This is a genomic window from Kitasatospora sp. NPDC089913 (assembly GCF_044748625.1).
Lineage (GTDB): Bacteria > Actinomycetota > Actinomycetes > Streptomycetales > Streptomycetaceae > Kitasatospora.
On sequence record NZ_JBIVGI010000002.1, the window covers coordinates 423,115 to 443,037 of the forward strand.

A 19,923-nucleotide genomic window follows, 5' to 3' on the forward strand; every position below is an offset into this window, starting at 1 on the left:
CCGACCCCGCCCGGGCCGCCCGTCACCGCTCGGCGACGGCCTCCAGCGGCCCCAGACCGGCGGCCCGGCGGGCCGGGACGGTGGCGGCGAGCGCGCCGATCACCGGCGACGCCAGGCAGATCAGCAGCAGCGTCGGCCAGGGCAGCTCCAACCGGTACTGCGGGACGGCCCCGCCCGCCAGGGCGCCGACCCCCCAGGCACCGAACAGTCCGGCCGCCAGGCCCAGCACGGTACCGAAGAGCGCCACCGTCACCGCCTCCAGCCGGATCGTCCGGCGGACGGCGGCCCGGTCCATGCCGACCGCGCGCAGGACGCCGATCTCGCGGGTGCGTTCGGTGACCGACATGACCAGGGTGTTGACGATCCCGAGGGCGGAGATCAGGACCCCGATCCCGAGCAGCCCGTACGTCAGGCTGAGCAGGCTGCTCGTCACACCCCCGGCCGCCCGGACCAGCTCGGCCCGGCTCTCCACCCTCAGCAGCGGGTTGTCGCCGACGGCGGTGCGCAGCTGCCGCGCGGTGGCCCCGTCCGCGCGGACCAGGATCCGCTGGACGCTGCCGGGGCGGAAGGCGTCCCGCTGGACGTCCTCGCGGACGGCGAGCGCGTCGCGGGCGGTGGGGTTGTCCTGGTAGACGCCGACGACGGTGACGGTGGCGGGCTCGCGGTTGCGGCCGACGGAGGCGCTGACCCGGTCACCGGTGGTCAGTCCGTTCTCCCGGGCGGTGCTGCGGGAGACGGCGATCCGGCCCGGACCGAGGTCCTGGAGGGAGCCGCTGACGAAGTCGAGCCGCAGGACGCGCCCGGCTGTCGCCGGGTCGACGCCGGAGACCTCCCGGACCGTGCCGCCGAGGAACAGCGTGGAGTCCGCGACGGCCGCGGCCGTCCGCACCCCCGGGACGGTGGCGACCCGCCGCACGGCCTCCGGGTCGATGCCGGTCATGGTGCTGCCGGTGGCGACCACCCAGTCCGCGTCGAGCCCGGCCGCGGCCTGCCGGTCGAGCGCCCGCCCGGTGGAGTGGCCGACCGTGGCGAGCCCGCCGACCAGTGCGGTACTGACGAGCAGGGTGGCGGCGGTGGCCGCGGTGCGGCGCGGGTCGCGCAGCACGTTCTGCCGGGCGAGCAGGCCGGTGACGCCGAAGCGCCGGGTGAGCGGCCCGGTCAGCCGGACGGCCGGGGCGGCGAGGGCGGGCGCCAGCACGATCAGGCCGACGACGAGGGCACCGCAGGCCAGCATGGCATTGCGCAGGTTGGCCTCGGAGGCGTCCTCCGCGTGACCGGCGAGGGCGACCAGCAGGCCGGCCCCGAGCAGCAGCAGTCCGGCCCCGGCGACGGGGCGCAGCCGCGAGCGGGCGGCGGGGCGCTCCGCCGCGCGGAGTGCCTCGACGGGGGCGATCCGGGCGGCCCGGCGGGCCGGCAGCCAGGCGGCGAGGACCGTCACGCCGACGCCGACGAACAGTGCCGCCGCGACCGGCCGGGGCCCGATCACCAGCGGGCCCTCCGGCAGCCGGTCGCCGTCGGTGCCCAGCAGGCCGGGCAGCAGTTCGGCGATGCCGAGGCCGAGGACGAATCCGGCCGCGGAGGCGGCCAGGCCGACCAGCAGTGCTTCGGCGAGCAGCGAGCGCACCACCTGGCGGCGGGTGGCGCCGACCGCCCGCAGCAGCGCGATCTCCCGGGTGCGGCGGGTGATCAGCATGGTGAAGGTGTTGACGACCAGGAAGGAGCCGATGAAGAGCGAGACACCGGCGAAGACCAGCGGCAGCTTCTGGTAACCACGGGTCAGGGTGCCGACGTAGCGGGCCTGCTGGTCGGCCAACGCGCGGCCGGTGGTGGCCTCGGCGCGGGCGGCGGGGAGCAGTTCGGTGATCCGCCGCGCCAGCTCGTACTGGCCGGTGCCGGGGGTGGCGGAGACGTCCAGGGCGGTCCAGTGGCCGGGGGTGGCGAACAGCCGCTGGGCGGTCGCCCGGTCGAACAGGACGAGGGTGCCGCCCGCGGTGATCCGGGTGTCCGTGGTGGTGACGAGGCCGGTCAGACGGGCGGTGCGGGCCGGGCCGTCGGTGGCGAGGGTGACGGCGTCGCCGAGGCGCAGGTGTCCGGCGGCGGCGGTGCCCCGGTCGAGGGCGATCTCGTCGGCGCCGGCGGGGGCGCGGCCCTCGACCAGGGGGTGCCGGGGGTCGGTGCCGTCGGCGCCGGGCGTGTACGCGGCGGCGAGATTGGCGCCGGGCCGGACCCGCAGCGGGCCGCCGTCGGCGGCGTTCAGCACGGCGGTGCCGTCGGCCCGGGGCCGGACGGCGGCCACGCCGGGGACCTCCGCCAGCTTCGCGGCCAGCGCGTCGTCGAGCACGCCGTCCGGTCCGCCCCCGGCGGCCGTGCCCGGCGGGGGTTCCGCCGCGGTGACGGGGGTGAGCGCGGTGACGGTGACGGCGGTGTCGGCGAAGTCCTTGGAAGCGGCGGCCCGGTGGGCGGCGGCGGTGGAGTCGGCGAACACGAGGGTGCCGGAGGCGAAGGCGACGCCGAGGCAGATCGCGAGGACGGTCATCAGCAGGCGGGCCTTGTGCGCCAGGACGTTGCGCAGGGCTGTTCTCAGCATGGCGGGGCTCTCGGTGGCGGTGGTGGCGGGCGGAGGGTCCGGCGTGTTCGCGAGCGCGGCCACGGTCACGATCGGGGTCGCGGCCACGGTCGCGGTCGCGGTCGCGGTCGCGGTCAGGGTCGCGGTCAGGGTCGCGGTCAGCCGGTGCGCACGCGGGTGTCGACGGTCCGCATCACGTCGAGCACCCGCTCGGGCGTCGGGTGGGCCAGCTCGTCCACCGGGCGGCCGTCGGCCAGGAACAGCACCCGGTCCGCGTAGCCCGCCGCGACCGGGTCGTGGGTGACCATGACGACCGTCCGCCCCAGCTCGTGGACGGACTCGCGCAGGAAGCCGAGCACCTCGGCCCCGGCCCGCGAGTCGAGGTTGCCGGTGGGCTCGTCGGCGAACACGATCGCGGGCCTCGAGGCCAGGGCGCGGGCGACCGCCACGCGCTGCTGCTGGCCGCCCGACAGTTCGGCGGGCCGGTGGCCGAGGCGTTCGCCCAGGCCCACCATGGCGACCACCCGGTCCAGCCACTCCGGGTCGGGCCGGCGCCCGGCCAGCGCGAGCGGGAGCGTGATGTTCTCCAGCGCGCTGAGCGCGGGCAGCAGGTTGAACGCCTGGAACACGAAACCGAGCCGGTCCCGGCGCAACCGGGTGAGCTCACGGTCGCGCAGGCCGCCGAGTTCGGTGGTGCCGATCCGGACCGAGCCGGCGGTGGGGGTGTCCAGACCGGCGGCGCAGTGCAGCAGGGTGGACTTGCCGCAGCCGGACGGGCCCATGATCGCGGTGAACTCGGCCTCCCGGAAGGCCACGGTGACCGCGTCGAGCGCGGTGACCCGGGTGTCCCCGCGACCGTAGACCTTGGTGAGGCCGGTGGTGGCGGCGGCGATCCCGGGCGCCGGGTACGGGGCGCGGGCCGGGCGGGGGGCGAACGGGTCGGTGATCACGGGGCGGAACTCCTCCTCGGGTGCGTTCGGTGCACTTCGAAGGGTGTCCGGGCGACGTATCGGCCGACCGCGCCGCGACGTATCGGCGCGGGCTCCGGTTCGCGTCGGTTCCGCAGCAGGAGTTCGGGGCCGCCGGACGGCGGGCAGGAAGGCCGAGTCCTGGTCCTCCGGGACGGCCGCCGCCCGGTCGAGTCCTGGTCCTCCGGGACGGCCGCCGCCCGGTCGCCGACGTCAGTCCGGCAGGTGGAGGGTGGCGACGGCGCCGCCGTCCAGGGCGTTGGCGAGGCGCAGGTCGGCGCCCAGCAGGCGGGCCTGGCCGAGTGCGATGGTCAGGCCCAGGCCGTGGCCCGCGCCGCGTTCGGCGGCGCCGGTGTGGAAGCGGCGCGGGCCGTGCCGGAGCAGGTCCGCGGGGAAGCCGGGCCCGTGGTCGCGGACCCGCACGGTGGAGCCCTCGACGGTGACGAGCACCGGCGCGCCGCCGTGCCGGTGGGCGTTGACGACGAGATTGCCGACGATCCGTTCGAGTCGGCGCGGGTCGGTCTCGACGGCCCCGGCCGCGCCGGTGTCCAGTCCGGTGTCCAGGCCGGTCCGCCGGACGGCCTCGCGGACGACCTCGCCGAGCGGGATCCGGGCCCGCACCGGCTGCTCGGCCCCGGCGTCCAGCCGGGAGATCTCCAACAGGTCCTCGACCAGCGCCCGCAGGTCGCGCACCCGGGCCCGGACCCGGTCCTCCGTCTCACCGTCCGGCAGCAGGTCGGCGGCGGCCAGCAGGCCCCCGACGGGCGTGCGCAGCTCGTGGGCCACGTCGGCGGTGAACTGCCGCTCGACCCGCAGCCGGTGGGCGAGGCTGTCGGCCATCAGGTCGACGGTGACGGCGATGTCGGACACCTCGTCGCGGCCCCCGGTGGGCCCGGTGCGGGCGTCGAGGTCCCCGGCGGCGATCCGGTCGGCGGTCGCGGCGACCAGCCGCAGCCGGCGGGCGAGCAGGCCCGCGCCGTAGGCGGCGAGCGGGGTGGCGGCCGCGAGGGCGATCAGCGAGGCCACGGCCATCGCCGCGTCGAGCCGGGGCAGGTCGGAGAGTTCCGGGCCCATGTTGATCTGGACGGCGAGGACCGGGCTGCCCGGGCCGCCGGTGCGCTGGGCGGCCCAGACGCTCGGGCCGACGTTGCCCTCGACGCGGTCGACGACCGCGGTGTGCCGGTCGCCGTCGGCCGGGTGGCGCAGGGCGGCGGGCAGCTCCGCGGGGTCGAGAACCGCGCCGTCGGACAGGGCGCCGGTGCGGCGGTAGACGTCCATGGCCGCGTACACCGAGTTGAACGCCCGGGCCTCGGCGCGGGAGCGGATGTCGTGCTCGGTCCAGACGTGGACCAGGACGCCGACCGCGGCGGCGACCAGGCAGGCGGTGGCGGCGGCCAGCGCCGCGATCTTCCGGCGCAGCGAGATCCGGCGGGGGCGGCGGTCCCGGCGGGGGTGCGGGCGCGGGCGGAGGTACGGACGCACCGGGCTCAGCGCCTGAGCTTGTAGCCGAAGCCGCGGACCGTCTCGATCCGTTCCCGGCCGAGCTTGCGGCGCAGGCGCTGCACACACAGGTCGACCACCCGGCTGTCGCCGTCCCAGCCGTAGTCCCAGACGTTGCGCAGCAGGGTGTGGCGCTCCAGTACGACGCCCGGGTGGGCGGCGAACTCCAGCAGCAGCTTGAGTTCGGTCGGGGTCAGGGCCACCGGGCTCCCGGCGACGGAGACCTCCATGCCCGCGGTGTCGACGGTGAGGTCCCCGAAGACCAGCACCGCGTCCCCGGGCTCAGGGTCCGGGGATCCGGCGGGCGCGGGCGCGGGGGCGTAGGTGGCCCGCCGCAGCAGCGAGCGGATCCGCGCCACCAGCACGAAGGTGTCGACGGGCTTGACCACGTAGTCGTCGGCGCCGGCCTCCAGTCCGGCCACCACGTCCAGCCCGTCGCCGCGCGCGGACATCATCAGCACCGGCACCAGGCTGGTCTCGCGGACCCGGCGGCACAGGCCGATGCCGTCCAGACCGGGCAGCATGACGTCCAGGACCAGCAGGTCGAAGGTTCCGTCGCGGAAGAGTTCGAGGCCGGTGAGGCCGTCGGCGGCGGCCGTCATCGTGTAGCCGTAGCGCTCCAGCGCCGTGGTGAAGGAGCGGCGCATCAGGTCGTCGTCCTCGACCAGCAGCACGCGGACGGGGCGCGAGGGATCGGGCGACGACACGGGCGGACGGCTCCTGTTCGGGCGGGGCGGCGACGGCGGGGCGGGGGCGACGGGGCAACGACGAGGGGACAGCGACGGCGGGGCGGGGACGGCTCGACGGCGGACGGCACGACGGCGGACGGCCGATGCGGGGCCGGCGGCGCGACGGGCCGTCCCAGGGAACGATACGACAGGCGGCCGACCGGTCCGCGGTGCGGCGACGGCGCGTACGGCCGCCGCCGCGCCGCCGGGCCCGGGCGCGGATCCGCAGGTCGGACGGGCTGCCCGGGCCCGGCGGCGGAGTCCCGGACGCCCCGGGGCGGGGCCCGACCGGGGTGTCCGGGCCGCCGATCCGATGCACGGTGGAGCGCCGCCCGATACCCGGCGGACACAGAGCCGCCGGACCGCTCCGGCCTCAGCCGGCGACCAGGTCCGCCCGGCGGGGGAAGCCCGGGTGCGGCGGGATGCCGTCGGCGGCGGCCGGCGGGACCGGGCCGAGCAGCCGGGCGAGGTCGAGCCGGCGGCGCACGCCGAGCTTGCGGTAGACCCGGGTGAGGTGCTGCTCGACGGTCGACACGGTGATGTAGAGCTTGCGGGCGATGTCCCGGTTGGACAGGCCGCGCGCGGCGAGCTCGGCGACCCGGCCCTCGGCCTCGGAGAGCGCGCCGACGCCTTCCGCCGGGGTGGCGGCCGGAAGCGCCCCGGCCCCGGGCACACCCGTCACGGGCGCCGCGGCCACCGGCACGGCGGTCACGGAGGCTCCGGCCACCGGGACTCCGGCCACCGGGAGGGGACCCGCCACCGGCAGCAGCGACACCGGCGCGGCCGTCTGCGCCCGGACCGGCACCGGCACCACCGCCAGCACCGGCGTCCGGCGCAGCCGCCGGTCCGCCCGGCGGGCCCGGCCCGGGTCGCCGTCGTGCTGGTGGGCCTCGCTCAGCTCCCCCAGCGCCGCCGCCAGCTCGGACTCCGCCCCGGCCTCCTCCAGCAGTCCGACGGCGCGTTCCAGCAGTTCGGTCCGCTCCGCCGGTCCGCCCGCCGCCGCCCGGATCCGCAGCGCCAGGCCGCGGATCCTCGGGTGGCCGACCGGCCCCAGCCGGGCGAGCTGCTGGTCCGCGAGCGCGGCGGCGCCGCCCGGCCGGCCCAGGGCGAGCTGGGCGCGGGCCGCCCCGAGCCGCCAGGGCGCGATGGCCGGCAGGTGGTCCACTCCCCAGCGGGCCATGGTGTCGCCGCAGGCGCGGTAGTCGGCGAGGGCCTGCTCGGCCCGGCCGAGGGCGAGCCGGTGACCGGCCAGCGCGTACCGGTGGTGCAGGCCCGCGGGGGTGTGCTCCAGGCCCGCCGGGGTGGCCAGCTCCAGGAAGTGCGCCGCGTCCTGGTGCAGGCCGAGCGCGGTGCGGGCGGCCGCCATGGTCGCCAGCGGCAGCCCCACGGCCACCCCCCAGGCCTCCGGCCGGACGTGCGCGAACGCGGCCCGACCGGCCTCGTCGGCGCTCCGCAGGTCGCCCTGGCGCAGCGCCGCCTCGGCCCGCAGCGCGGCCAGCAGGGCGTTCCAGTGGGCGCCGCAGCGGGCGCCGGCGCGTTCGGCGAGCGGGGCGCACCAGTGGACGGCCCGGTCGGCGCGGTCGGCGTAGAGCAGGACGGTGAGCGCGGCGGTGAGCGATTCGGTGCGCACGCCGCCGAGGAGTCCGGCGCGCAGCACGAGTTCGGCGCGGACCACGGCGTCCTCCGGGGACACGGTGCCGGCGAACAGGGCGGCGAGCAGCCGCATGCCGTCGCTCCGGTCGGCGGTGGCGCCGTCGGCCGGACCGCTCCGGCGGGCGGGGTTGGGGAGCAGCGCGGGGTACCAGTAGGCGAGCCAGTGGCGCAGGGCCTCGGTGTGGACGGCCTGGCCGGGGACGGCTTCGAAGCGGGCGAGCGCGGCGGTGCCCTCGTCGATCCGGCCGTGCCAGAAGTGGTGGCGCAGGCGCTTGAGTTCGTGGCGCCGCGCGGTGTCGGCATCGGTGACGGTACCGGGGAGGGTGGGGACGCACTCGACGGCGGGGCCGGTCGGCGCCGGGCCGGACCACAGCCGCAGCGCGTGGTCCGGCACCGGTCCGAAGCCACCGGTCGCGGCGGTCTCCTCCGGCTCCGGCTCCGCGGCCGCGACCTCGGCCGCGACCGCGACCGTGGCCTCGGCCTCGGTGGCATCCGCCGCCACCCCGGCCCCGTGGCCGGGCCCCTCCCACGCCCCGCCGCCGCCGAACTCCGGCAGCACCGCGCCGGGATCCCCGGCTCCGGCGGCGGGCGCCGGTCCGAGCGAGCTGCGCAGATGCCCCTCGGCCACCCGGGCGTGCCCGTCGACGGTGGCCGCCGTCGCACCGGCGGCGCGCAGCAGCCGGCCGGCCCGCTGGTGCAGGGCCGCGAGTTCGAGCGGCCGCATCGCGGCGAGCAGGTCCCCGGCGGCGGTGGGGTGGCGGAAGCCGCCGTCGCGGAAGAGCCCGGCCGCGTGCAGCAGGTACAGCGCCCGGGGCAGCGCGTCGGGGGCGAGCAGCAGCAGTTCGGCGAGGAGTTCCGGGGTGGCGCCGCCGCCGAGGACGGCGACGCCGCGCGCGTAGTGCAGGGCGAGCGGGTCGATCCGGTGCAGGCAGTGCATCAGACCGCGCCGGTAGCCCTCGCCGACGACCAGGGTGCCGGGGCTGCCGGCCCGTTCCTGGTCGCCGACGAGGCTGTGCACGAGCAGCGGGTTGCCGCCGGTGAGGGCGTGCGCCTCGACGGCGTGCCGTTCGGCGGCCGCGGCGCCGAGGCGGGTGCGCAGCACCTCGGCGACGAGGTCGGTGCCGAGCAGGTCGAGCCGGATGTGCTGGTGGTGCGGCTGGCGGGCGAGTTCGACCTCGAACAGCGGGTGCGCCGGGGTCATGGTCTCGCGGGAGCTGAGGACGGTGAGCACGCCGGTGCCCCGGGTGCGGCGGACCAGGTAGAGCAGGAATTCCAGGGACTGCGGGTCGGCGTCCTGCCGGTCGTCGACGGCGATCAGCACGGGGGCGCGTTCGGCCAGGCCGCGGACCAGCCGGAACAGACCCTCCAGGACGCGCTGGCCGAGCCGTCCGGCGGGGCGGTCGGACGGGGCGGGAACGGTGCCGGAGGCCGCGCCCTCGGCGAGCAGGGCCTCGGCGGCGGCGGCCTCCTCCGGCGCGAGGTCGGCACCCTGGAGGAGCTGCCGGGCCAGGCCGAGCGGGAACTCGCGTTCGAGCGGCGAGCCGGTGCCGACCAGGACCTGGACGCCGCGCTCGGCGGCGCTGTCGGTGAAGGCGTAGAGCAGGTCGCTGCGCCCGCTGCCGACCGAACCGTGCAGCACGATCACGCTCCCGGCGCCGGCCGAGCAGCGGTCGAGGGCGTGGTGCAGCCGCCGGTACTCGGACTCGCGGCCGGCCGGCGGGGTTCTCGACGGATCGTACGGATCGTGCGGCGGGGACACGGGAAGGGGGGACATCCGTTCTCCTGGTGCAGGGCGCACGGGAGGACGGGCCGCTGGGCGCTCCTCCTCGCGCGGGTTCGTGGGCGAGGGAATCGGACGGACCGACCGGGGCGGGCGGACGCCCGGCCGGCCGACCGGCTCAGCGACAGAGGGAGCTGGCGCGCCGCAGCAGGTCGACGTCGAGGCGGGCGACCAGGCGGAGGTCGGCACGGAGCAGCGGGGCGGCGGACGTCGTACGCGAACCGATGAGCGGCGACGACTGCGAACCGGCGCGCTGTCCGCCTGCCCGCTGTGCCACGACGTTCTCCGTTCCCCCGCGCCCTCCCGGGCCCAGCACCGCGCTTGTGACGGTCCGTCGGTCCGACGAACCCTCACCTGGCTTATCCCCGGGGCACCCCACCGCAGTGTGGGGGTTGCCGGTCAGCCGGCCGGGGCCTTGTGGCTGACACTCTTCGCCGCCCCGAGTCTAGGAAGTGCCCGGCGAGCGAGTCAATCGGCTGCGAGGCCCGGAATCCGGGCCACCGGCCGGTTCGCCACGGGGCGCAACGGTCGCGCAACACGGCCGCGACACACCGTGACGCACCGCTGCGCAGCCGCTACGGTGCGGCTCGGGGCCCCGGGCACGGGCCCCGGTCTCCGGCTCACCCCGCCAGGCCGTGCCCGGCCAGCCGGCGGCGCAGTCCGGCGAGTTCGCGCCGGACCAGCGGCGGCAGCCCGTCCACCCCGCCGCCGGCCGCCGCGAGTACCGGTCCGAGCAGGTCGGCGGCGGCCCGCGGGTCCTGGGCGAGCAGGTGACAGTCGGCCACCCGGACGGTGAACAGCAGGCGGGCGGAGGGAAGTTGGTCGGGGGCGAGCAGCGCCAGCGCGGTCTCGGCGGCGTCGACGGCCCGGCGGGCCAGCCGGGGGTCGTCGACGGCGGCCGCCGCGTCGCGCAGGGCGGCGGCGGCCCCGGCCTCGACCCGCAGCCGCATCGAGGCGATGGAGAGCCAGGCGGCGTCGGACTCGTCGTGGATGCCGATGTGGTCGAGGTGGAGCCGGGAGCGGCCGAGGTGGCGGACGGTGGCGCGGACGTCGCCGGTCATGGCGTGGGCGCGGGCCCGGGCGATCTGGCCCATGGCGCCGGCCCAGTGCCGGGCGGGGGCCACCCGGGAGATCTCACGGGCGTAGCCGAGGGCGGCGTCCGGGTCGCCGTCGAGGCGGGCGAGGAAGCTCATGTCGCTGAGCGCGGCCACCTGGGTGGCGTGGTCCCCGGCGAGTTCGGCCCAGCCGAGGGCGCGGGTGAAGCAGGCCATGGCGGTGGCGTTGCGGCCGTCCTGCATCCGCAGGGCGCCGGCGGCGTGGGCGTACTCGCCGGCGAGCCGGGCCAGCGGGCGGCGGTCGGGGCCGGCCGGGTGGGCGGCCAGGCGGCGCAGCACGACCCGCAGGGTGTCCTCGACGGCCGCGGTGCCGGGGGCGGTGGGGCTGTCGCCGGCCCGCAGGTGGGCGGCGAGCAGGCCGGCCAGCGCGTGGGCGGTGTCCGGGTCGACGGGGGCGGCGGTGTCGGGGTCGGCGGCACGGAACGCGGTGTGCAGGGCGGCCAGGTCGGCCGGGGCGGGGACGGCGCAGCCGGCGGCGTCGTGCAGCGGGCAGAGCAGCCCGTAGTCGGGGAGGCGGTGCGGCAGGTGGGCGGCGAGGCCGGCGGGCAGGACGGGGCCGAGGGCGGCGACGGGCGGGCCGGGCAGCGGGGGGCGGGTCCAGTCGCCGGGCGCCGGTGCGGGGGGTGCCTCGACGGCGGGGGCGGGGGCCGGGGCGGGGCCCTCCTCGGCGAGGCGGCAGGCGGCGCGCAGTTCGCCGCCCGCCCGCAGCAGGTCGTCGAGGCGGTCGGCGATCCGGGGACTGGTGCGGCGGGTGCCGTGCTCCAGTTTGCTGACGGCGGTGTGGTCGTAGCCGATCTCGGCGCCGAGCTGGGCCTGGGTCAGTCCGGCGCGGCGGCGCCACTGGCGCAGCTGCCGGCCGAAGGCCTGCCAGAGGTGGTCCTCGACGGGCGTGGTCGCCGCCCGGTTGCGGTGCACGGGGCTGCCCTCCCGAGTGCGTTCCGGGCCCTCCGGTGGGAGAGGTCCGCTGAGGAGGACGGTACTGGACGAGGGCCCCCGCCGTACATGATGTGGTCTCAACCACTTCCGCACTCTGGTCTCAACCTCTCCACATGATGGTCTCAACCTCTCCTCTCTATTGGTCTCTACCTCACGGGCCACCGGTCTCTACCTCTCCGAGCACTCCGACCTGCCGAAAAACCCTTCGCACCGTCAGCTGCCGCACACTCAAGGCTGCTTGACGCTCCGGGGCGGCACTTGACGGAACTTGCCAACCCCCCGTTCCGCGCGTCCAGCCCGTTGACCGTGGCATGACGGCGTGTGAGGGTTCCGGCACCCGAGCGCGGACGCCCGTCGGCCAGTCCCCCCAGCGTCCTGCGGTGAGCGCCCCTCCGGCGCACCGTCCGCGGTCGAGCACCCCCACGTTCGAGGAGCCTCGGAATGAAACGCAGATTGCTGACGGCGGGGACCACCCTGACCGTCCTCGCCGGGATGCTGACCGCCACCGCGGTCGGACAGGCCGGTGCCGCCCCGGGTGCGGCCGCCCCCGCGCCCCCCAGCGCACTGGCCGCCGCCGTGAACGCCGCCGACCAGGCGGCCGCGGCCGGCCAGGACGCCCTGGCCAAGGGACCCGGCGAGACCTACGAGCGCCAGTCCGTGACCCCCTGGCTGGGCGGTCTCTACTCGGTCGCCTACGAGCGCACCTACAAGGGCCTGCCGGTGGTCGGCGGCGACGCTGTCGTGATCGCTGACGGCCAGGGCCGGGTGCACGGGTCCCAGTCCGCCAACACCGGCGCGATAGGCGTGCCGACCACCGCCCTGATCAGCGCCGCCAACGCGGAGCGCACCGCCCGCACCAAGCTGGCCACCGTGGACGGCGTGCAGTCGCGCCGGCTGGTCGTCCGGGTCAAGGACGGCGCCGGGCGGCTCGCCTGGGAGACCGTGCTCACCGGCCGCACCGCGACCGCCCCGAGCACCCTGCACGTCTTCGTCGACGCCCGCAACGGCGAGGTCGTCGACAGCTACGACGACGTGCGGGCCGGGACCGTCAACAGCAAGTGGAACGGCCCCTCGCCGGTCATCAGCACGACGGCCTCGGGCAGCACCTACTCGCTGCGCGACCCGAACCGGCCCGGCCTGACCTGCGCCGACTACTCGACCGGCCAGATATTCAGCAAGTCCTCGGACTCCTGGGGTACCGGCAACCCCACCAGCAAGGAGACCGGCTGCGGCGACGTCATGTTCGCGGCGCAGAAGGAATGGGACATGCTCAAGGACTGGTTGGGCCGCAACGGCCACAACGGTACCGGGGGCAGCTGGCCGGTCAAGGTCGGTCTCAACGACGTCAACGCCTACTGGGACGGCTCCTCGGTCTCCATCGGCCACAACAACGCCAACGAGTGGATCGCCGCGATCGACGTCGTCGGCCACGAGTTCGGACACGGCATCGACCAGTACACCCCGGGCGGCGCCAACAACGAGAACGGCCTGGGCGAAGGCACCGGCGACATCTTCGGCGCGCTGACCGAGGCGTACGCCAACGAGCCCTCCCCGTACGACAGCCCGGACTACACCGTCGGCGAGATGATCAACCTGGTCGGCCGCGGCCCGATCCGCAACATGGCCAACCCCTCGCTCGTCAACGGCGACCCCAACTGTTACTCCTCCTCGATCCCGAGCACCGAGGTGCACGCGGCCGCCGGCCCGCTGAACCACTGGTTCTACCTGCTCGCCGAGGGCTCCAACCCGGGCGGCGGCAAGCCCACCAGCCCGACCTGCAACAGCTCCACGGTCACCGGCGTCGGCATCAAGGACGCGGGCCGGGTCTTCTACGGCGGCATGCTGCTCAAGACCAGCGGCATGACCTACAAGAAGTACCGGACCACCACCCTGACCGCGGCCAAGAGCCTCGACCCCTCCTGCAACCTCTTCAACCGCACCAAGGCGGCCTGGGACGCGGTCAGCGTGCCGGCCCAGACCGGTGACCCGAAGTGCGACGGCCCGACCGGCCCGGACTTCTCGATCAACTCCAGCCCGACCTCCGGCACCGTCCAGCCGGGCTCCTCGGCCACCGCGACGATCGTCACCCAGGTGACCCAGGGCGGCGCCCAGACCGTCAACCTGACCGCCACCGGCGCCCCGAGCGGCGCGAGCGTCAGCTTCAGCCCGTCCTCGATCCAGTCCGGGACGAACGCGACGATGACGGTCGCCACCAGCGCCACCACCGCGCCCGGCAGCTACGTCATCACGGTCACCGGCACCGGCCAGACCACCCACACCGCCCAGTACACGCTGACGGTCGGCGGCGGCAACCCCGGCGGCCAGGCGCCCGACATCAGCGTCGCCAACGTCCAGGCGCACCTGGCCCAGCTCAACACCATCGCCTCGCAGAACGGCGGCAACCGCCGTACCGGCACCGCCGGTTACAGCCAGTCGCTGGCCTACGTGAAGGCCAAGCTGGTCGCGGCCGGCTACCAGGTCAGCGAGCAGACCTGCGGCTCCTGCACCTACACCGCCAACAACCTGATCGCCGACTGGCCGGGCGGCCCCGCCGACCAGGTCACCATGTTCGGCGCGCACCTGGACGGCGTCAGCGCCGGCCCGGGCATCAACGACAACGGCTCCGGCTCGTCCGTCCTGCTGGAGACCGCGCTCGCGCTGGCCCAGCAGAACCCCACCATGACCCGCCACGTGCGCTTCGCCTGGTGGACCGGTGAGGAGCAGGGCCTGCAGGGCTCGCAGTACTACGTCAGCCAGCTGGGCTCCACCCAGCGCAGCGCCATCAAGGGCTACTACAACTTCGACATGGTCGGCTCGCCCAACGCCGGCTACTTCATCAACAACGTCAACTCCGCCACCTCGGCGCCGATGAAGGCCTACTGGGACTCGCTGAACCTCCAGCCGGAGGAGAACGTCGAGGGCCAGGGCCGCTCGGACGACGCCTCGTTCCAGTCCGCCGGCATCCCGACCTCGGGCTACGCGGCGGGCGCCAGCGCCACCAAGACCGCCAACCAGGCGGCGAAGTGGGGCGGCACCGCGAACCGGGCGTACGACTCCTGCTACCACTCCGCCTGCGACACCACCAGCAACATCAACGCCACCGTGCTGGACCGCAGCGCCGACGGCGTCGCCTACACGCTGTGGAAGACCTCGGTCGGCAGCGGCCCGATCCCGACCAACGACTTCTCGGTCGCGGTCAACCCGGCCACCGGCAGCGTCAAGCCGGGCGAGTCGGCCAGCGCCACGGTGAACACCCAGACCACCTCCGGCTCCGCCCAGACCGTGAACCTCACGGTCACCGGCGCGCCGGCCGGCGTGACGGCCACCGTCAGCCCCGCCTCGGTGCAGTCGGGCGGCTCCGCGACGCTGAACATCTCGGTCGCGGCCTCGGTCCCCGCCGCGACGTACAACCTGACCGTCACCGGCACCGGTTCGGTCTCCCACTCCAGCAGCTACTCGCTGGTGGTCACCTCCGACCCCGGCCCGGGCAACGGCACCTGGGCCGCGGGCACCACCTACAAGGCAGGTGACACCGTCACCTACAACGGAATCAGCTACCGGTGCCTCCAGGGCCACACGGCCCAGGTGGGCTGGGAGCCGCCGATCGTCCCGGCCCTCTGGCAGCCGATCTGAGCGGACCGGATCGTCTCCGGGACGGGATGAAAAAGGGCGGTGCCGCGGTTCGTCGAGGGGGACGGACCGCGGCACCGCCGCATTGTGTGTCGCGCGGGAGCCGGCCGGCGGTCGCGGCCGGTGCCTCCTCGGCGGCGACGGTCACCGCCGGCCCCACTGACGTAGAGTCAGCGCGGACACCGCGGCCGGACATCCGACCCGGCCGGGCTCGGCCGGCCCGCCGCCGACCGAGGAGGCACCCCCGTGACCACCGCCGCGAACCCCGGCCCCTCCCCCGCCACCGCCCCGCCCGTCCCCGAACTGCCTCCCGGGGCCGTCGAGCAGTGGCGCAGCGAGGAGGCCGAGCTGATCGACCTGCTGGCCCGCACCCGGCAGCGGCTCGGCGGCGTCGCCGCGTTCCGGATCGGCCCCCGCCCCACCGTCCTGGTCACCGACCCCGAGGCCGTGCAGCACGTCCTCGGCCGCCACCCCGAGCGGTACGTCAAGCGCTCGCACCGGGCCCGGCTGCTCGCCGGCGAGGGTGTCCTGACCGCCACCGGCGAGGCCTGGAAGCGCCAACGGCGCATGCTCCAGTCCCAGTTCACCGGGACCGGGATGCGCCGGTACGAGCAGCGGATCGCCGCCGCCGCCCACCGCGCCGCCGACCGCTGGGCCGGGTACGCCCGCACCGGCGAGCGGATCGACCTCGGCGAGGAGATGCGGCACTTCGCCCTCGACACCATCTGGCGCGCGCTCACCGGCCACCCCCTGGACCGGGACACCGAGCGCGAACTCGACCGCATCGCCACCGTCGTCGCCGCCCTCCCCCAACTCCCCGACGGCGAGCAGGCCGGCGAGGCCGTCGCCGAGGACCTGGCCCGGATCGACGCGGTGGCGCACGCCGCCGTCGCGGCCGCCCGCCGCCACGAGGACGGCCCCGACGGCCCCGGCGTCCTGCGGGTGCTGCTCGAAGCGGCCGAGCGGCACCCCGAGTACACCGAACGGCTGATCCGCGACGAACTGGTCACCCTGCTCGTCGCCGGGCACGAGACCACCGCCACCACCCTCACCTGGCTGTACCTGCTGCTCGACCGGGAGCCCGGCGCCCGGCAGTGGGCCCTCGACGCCGGGCCCGAGGGCTCGCCCGAGCGGCGCGAGGCGGTGCAGGCGCTGGTCTCCGAGACGCTGCGGCTCTACCCGTCCGCCTGGATCCTCCCCCGGCACGCGCTCACCGAGGACACCCTGGCCGGCCACCGGGTCGAGGCCGGCACCGACCTGCTGGTCTGCCCCTACCTCACCCACCGCGACCCGGAGCTCTGGCCCGAACCGGAGCGCTTCGACCCGGCCCGCTTCGGCCCGGACGGCGTCCGCCCCGCACACCTCGGCGGCTACCTCCCGTTCGGCCTCGGCGCCCGGGCCTGCCTCGGCACCCAGTTCGCGCTGCGCGAGTCGGTGGCAGTGCTCGAACTCCTGCTGCCCGCCTTCACGGTGCGCTTCCTCGACCGGCCCGCCGGGGCCGTCTACAGCATCACCGTCCGCCCGGACGGGCCGACGCCGGTGGTGGTGACGGCGGTCGGGTGAGGTCGGCGGGGTGACCGCGGCGGACCGACGGTCACGACCGACCCGGCAGCGGACCCGGCTCACCAGTACCGGGTCCGTTGCGGCTGCCAGCGGATGAGCGCCGCCCGGACGGCGTGCGGCGGGACGCCCACCGTCCTGAGGTTGCAGATCCGCAGCATCCCGCGCTTGTCGTCGTACATCTCCATCGTCGGCCGGGTCATCAGCAACGGCGAACCCTTGCCCAGGTGCGCCACCAGCCAGGTGCCGCCGAAGGTCGTCGACCGCAGCGACACCGACGTCAGCTCCGACCACGGCAGTACCGCCCGGCCCCGCGGCCCGCTGAACACCAGTGCCTGCGCCGAGAACTCCAGCCGCCCACGGCCCCGGCCGGCCGCCATCACCACGGCCGGCACCGCGAAGGCCAGCAGCAGCACGGCCAGCCCCACCCAGGTGCCCAGCGGGTGCGCGTCGAACATCGAGGGGTCCGCGGGGCCCGGATTCCACTTCCTGGTGGCCGACCCCGGCCGAGACATCACCAGCGCCCCCGCCCCGGCCACGAACACTCCGCACAGCAGCACCATCAGTGCGGCGCCACGCCGACCGGCCCGCAGACCCCCCAGCACCGTCACCTCGGCCGACGACAGCAGCACAGCGACCGGCACCGGCGGCACCGGCGCGGCACCGACGACGGCGGCCGGGGAACGCAGCTCCCGGTAGGTCTGGAACACCAGTACACCCGCCAGCAGCGCGCACGCCACCGCCGCCACCACCCACCAGAAGGGCGACAGCGACACCTCGTTGGTGACCAGGTTCGCCACCACCGCGAACAGAGCCGGACAGACCGCCAGCAGCACCGGCCACAACCGCGTCCTCACCGCGACCCCTCCCCTCGGACCGTTCACGATCGCTCCCCATCACTCCCGAGAGAAGCACCGGACACCCTCGGAGACTCGGTCACCGGACCGAATCCCGCCGATGGGCCGACGCCCCGCCCCCGGGAAATCGGTGGCCCGGCCCGGCGGCCCCGCACTACGCTCCCGGCCACCACCCCTGCCCGCCCCGCCCGAACCGGAACCCCATGACCGACGCCCTGCTCTCCGGCCTCCTCGCCGGCTACGGCATCGCCGTGCCGGTCGGGGCGATCTCCGTCCTGATCGTCACCCTCGCCTCCCGCGTCTCGCTGGCCCGGGGCATGGCCGCCGCCCTGGGCGTGGCCACCGCCGACGGCCTGTACGCCCTGCTCGCACTGATCGGCGGCGCGACGCTCGCCCCGCTGCTCGCACCGGCCGCCGGCCCCCTCGAACTGGTCGCCGCGGCCGTGCTCGTCCTGCTCGCCGCGCACGGGCTGCGCGCCACCCTCCGCACCCACCGGGCCGACCGGGACCCGGCCGGCCCGCCGCCCCCGCTGCCCGCCTCCCCCTGGCGCACCTACGCCTCACTGCTCGGCCTGACCCTCCTCAACCCGCTCACCGTGGTCTACTTCAGCGCCCTGGTGCTCGGCGGCCGCACCGGCCCCGGCAGCCTCGGGCCGGGCCTGGTCTTCGTGCTGGCGGCCTTCGCCGCCTCGGCCAGCTGGCAGGCCCTGCTCGCCACCGGCGGCGCCCTGCTCCGCCGCCTCCTCACCGGCCCCCGCGGCCGCCTCCTCACCGGGCTCACCGGCAATCTGGTCGTGCTGGCCCTCGCGCTGCGCCTCGTGCTCCAGCGCTGACCCGGCGGGCCGCGGCCGCGCCCAGGCACACCCACCCACGTGCGCCACCGGCCCGCACCCCCTCTCCTCAATGGCCCCCGGCGCGACGGAACTCCGACGGCGGGCAGCCGAAACGGGCCCGGAAGCGGCGGCTGAGGTGGGCGTGGTCGGTGAAGCCCGCGGCGGCGGCGACGTCGGCGAGCGGCAGCACGGTGCGGGCGGTCAGCTGGCCCGCCACCTCCAGCCGCACCCCGAGCAGTTCGGCCCGGAACGAGGTACCCGCCTCGGCCAGGCCGCGCTGGAGGGTGCGCGGGCTCAGGCCGAGCAGGTCCGCCGTCTCCCCCAGCCGCCACGGACGGGCCGGATCGCGGGCGAACCGGGCCCGCACGGTCTCCAGCGGGCGGGCGGCGCCGACGACGGACGGCGGGGCGGTCCAGTGCAGGCGCCACCCCGCGACCCGGGCCGCGCCCACCCGCAGGACCTCCTCGGGCCGCCCGGCCGCACCGTCCGCCCGGATCTCGACCCGGGCCGTGCGGCCGGCCGGCCCCGCCGTGGCCAGCACGTCGATCGCGCACACCAGCAACGACTCCGCCGGACCGGGCACCGTACCCAGGAGCGGCACATGACGTACCGTCAGCCCATCGCCGTCGAGCGTCCGGACGGTCCGGTGGCCCGCGTGGAACCAGGGCTCCACCAGCCGGGCCCGGTCGAGGAGTTGCGCGAGGTCGGCGCAGCCCGGGAGGGCGCCGAGCAGCGGATCGTCGGTGAGCAGCCGCTCGGCGGCGGCGAGCAGCGCCGGCCAGCCCCGGGCCGCGAGCGCGGCCGTCAGCCGGGCGTGCAGGCGCTCCGGCACCGGCAGTCCCTCGCCCAGCAGCCGTTCGGCCCGCTGCCCCGGCGCACCGGCGTGCGGGCCGAGTCCGCGCAGGACGGCGCGGGCCATCGAGGGGCGGACCGAGCGCGCCATGTCGACACCGGTACGGGACATGGCGCGATCGTACAAGCGGACCGGAGGCGCGCACTCCACGATGAGCGGCGTGAACCTCAGCTCGAAGCGCATCCTCGTCACCGGCGGCACCGGCGGTGTCGGCCTGGCCCTCGCCGACCACCTCACCTCCCTCGGCGCCGCCGTCGTCACCTGCGGCCGCAGCGCGCCGTCCGACGCCCCGCACGCCGTCCGGGCCGATCTGGCCGTGCCCGGCGAGGCGGCCGGGGTGGTGGCCGAGGCCGTCCGACGGCTCGGCGGTCTGGACGTCGTGGTCGCCAACGCCGGCGTCCAGTACCCGACGCCGCTCACCCTCGGGCCCGATCCGCGGACGCTGGCGCTGGCCCGCCAGGAGATCGAAGTCAACCTGGCCTCGGTGGTGGAGCTGGCGGCCGCCGCCTGGCCGCACCTGGCGGCGGCCGCGCCCGACGCCGCGTTCGTCGCGGTCACCTCGGGGCTGGCGTTCGCGCCCAAGCAGAGCGCGCCGGTCTACTGCGCCACCAAGGCGGCCGTCCACATCCTGCTGGAGTCGCTGCGCCACCAGGCCCGGACCGCGAGCCCGGGGGTCCGGGTCCAGGAGATCGTGCTGCCGCTGGTCGACACCGCGATGACGGCCGGCCGCGAGGGCCCGGCGAAGAAGCTCACCCCCGCCGCCGCGGCCTCCGCCGTCGCCCGCGGCATGGCGGGCCGGCGCCCCGTCGTTCCGGTGGGTGCCACCCGCGCCCTGCTGGCGCTGCTGCGGATCGCCCCGCCGCTGGGGCGGCGGGTCCTGCGCGACGGCTGAGCCCCGGCGGCCCGCCGGATCGCGGACCGCCGGGGCGGTGGTCGGGGACGGC

At 76.5% G+C, this 19,923-nt stretch carries 13 protein-coding genes and 1 riboswitch; of the genes, 4 read left to right on the plus strand and 9 right to left on the minus strand.

What is annotated here, in order from left to right; translation table 11 throughout:
* Positions 1–22 precede the first annotated feature (22 nt).
* The 7 genes from ACIPYS_RS05905 to ACIPYS_RS05935 all read right to left on the minus strand — a co-directional run bounded on the left by ACIPYS_RS05905 (position 23) and on the right by ACIPYS_RS05935 (position 11,225).
* On the minus strand, positions 23–2,587 hold the full coding sequence (locus ACIPYS_RS05905) for an ABC transporter permease (protein ID WP_400743992.1): 2,565 nt from the start codon (positions 2,585–2,587) through the stop codon (positions 23–25).
* A 137-nt stretch (positions 2,588–2,724) separates the two neighbouring features.
* Positions 2,725–3,516 carry an ABC transporter ATP-binding protein gene (locus tag ACIPYS_RS05910; RefSeq protein WP_093863258.1) on the minus strand — a complete coding sequence of 264 codons (792 nt, stop codon included), beginning with the start codon at positions 3,514–3,516 and terminating at the stop codon, positions 2,725–2,727.
* A gap of 231 nt (positions 3,517–3,747) precedes the next feature.
* Positions 3,748–5,016: a sensor histidine kinase gene (locus ACIPYS_RS05915; RefSeq protein ID WP_400743630.1), complete on the minus strand. Its 1,269-nt coding sequence runs from the start codon at positions 5,014–5,016 to the stop codon at positions 3,748–3,750.
* Positions 5,017–5,021: 5 nt separating this feature from the next.
* Positions 5,022–5,741: a two-component system response regulator CseB gene (gene cseB, locus ACIPYS_RS05920; RefSeq protein WP_286158595.1), complete on the minus strand. Its 720-nt coding sequence runs from the start codon at positions 5,739–5,741 to the stop codon at positions 5,022–5,024.
* Between the two features lie 394 nt (positions 5,742–6,135).
* A complete protein-coding gene (locus tag ACIPYS_RS05925) occupies positions 6,136–9,189 on the minus strand; it encodes an AAA family ATPase (RefSeq protein WP_400743633.1) in 3,054 nt (1,017 codons plus the stop codon).
* A 124-nt stretch (positions 9,190–9,313) separates the two neighbouring features.
* Complete coding sequence (locus tag ACIPYS_RS05930; RefSeq protein ID WP_159425089.1) at positions 9,314–9,472, minus strand: hypothetical protein; 159 nt, start codon at positions 9,470–9,472, stop codon at positions 9,314–9,316.
* A gap of 35 nt (positions 9,473–9,507) precedes the next feature.
* A riboswitch (SAM riboswitch) is annotated at positions 9,508–9,631 on the minus strand.
* Positions 9,632–9,815: 184 nt separating this feature from the next.
* Positions 9,816–11,225, minus strand: a complete 1,410-nt coding sequence (locus tag ACIPYS_RS05935) for a helix-turn-helix domain-containing protein (protein ID WP_400743637.1) — start codon at positions 11,223–11,225, stop codon at positions 9,816–9,818.
* A 462-nt stretch (positions 11,226–11,687) separates the two neighbouring features.
* Here ACIPYS_RS05935 and ACIPYS_RS05940 point away from each other — a divergent pair, with 462 nt between their 5' ends.
* On the plus strand, positions 11,688–14,879 hold the full coding sequence (locus ACIPYS_RS05940) for a M28 family peptidase (RefSeq protein WP_400743640.1): 3,192 nt from the start codon (positions 11,688–11,690) through the stop codon (positions 14,877–14,879).
* A gap of 243 nt (positions 14,880–15,122) precedes the next feature.
* Positions 15,123–16,439 (plus strand): cytochrome P450, encoded by a 1,317-nt coding sequence (locus ACIPYS_RS05945; RefSeq protein WP_400743643.1) that lies wholly within the window; start codon positions 15,123–15,125, stop codon positions 16,437–16,439.
* Positions 16,440–16,498: 59 nt separating this feature from the next.
* Here the strand turns inward: ACIPYS_RS05945 and ACIPYS_RS05950 are convergent, their stop codons facing one another.
* A complete protein-coding gene (locus ACIPYS_RS05950) occupies positions 16,499–17,293 on the minus strand; it encodes a hypothetical protein (RefSeq protein ID WP_400743646.1) in 795 nt (264 codons plus the stop codon).
* A gap of 203 nt (positions 17,294–17,496) precedes the next feature.
* Between ACIPYS_RS05950 and ACIPYS_RS05955 the strand changes: the two genes are divergently transcribed.
* Complete coding sequence (locus ACIPYS_RS05955) at positions 17,497–18,126, plus strand: LysE family transporter (RefSeq protein ID WP_400743649.1); 630 nt, start codon at positions 17,497–17,499, stop codon at positions 18,124–18,126.
* A gap of 67 nt (positions 18,127–18,193) precedes the next feature.
* Here the strand turns inward: ACIPYS_RS05955 and ACIPYS_RS05960 are convergent, their stop codons facing one another.
* Positions 18,194–19,090: a helix-turn-helix transcriptional regulator gene (locus ACIPYS_RS05960; protein ID WP_400743652.1), complete on the minus strand. Its 897-nt coding sequence runs from the start codon at positions 19,088–19,090 to the stop codon at positions 18,194–18,196.
* Between the two features lie 49 nt (positions 19,091–19,139).
* On the opposite strand from ACIPYS_RS05960, the gene ACIPYS_RS05965 reads away from it, so the two are divergent.
* Positions 19,140–19,871: an SDR family NAD(P)-dependent oxidoreductase gene (locus ACIPYS_RS05965; protein ID WP_360011942.1), complete on the plus strand. Its 732-nt coding sequence runs from the start codon at positions 19,140–19,142 to the stop codon at positions 19,869–19,871.
* The last annotated feature ends 52 nt before the right edge of the window (positions 19,872–19,923 follow it).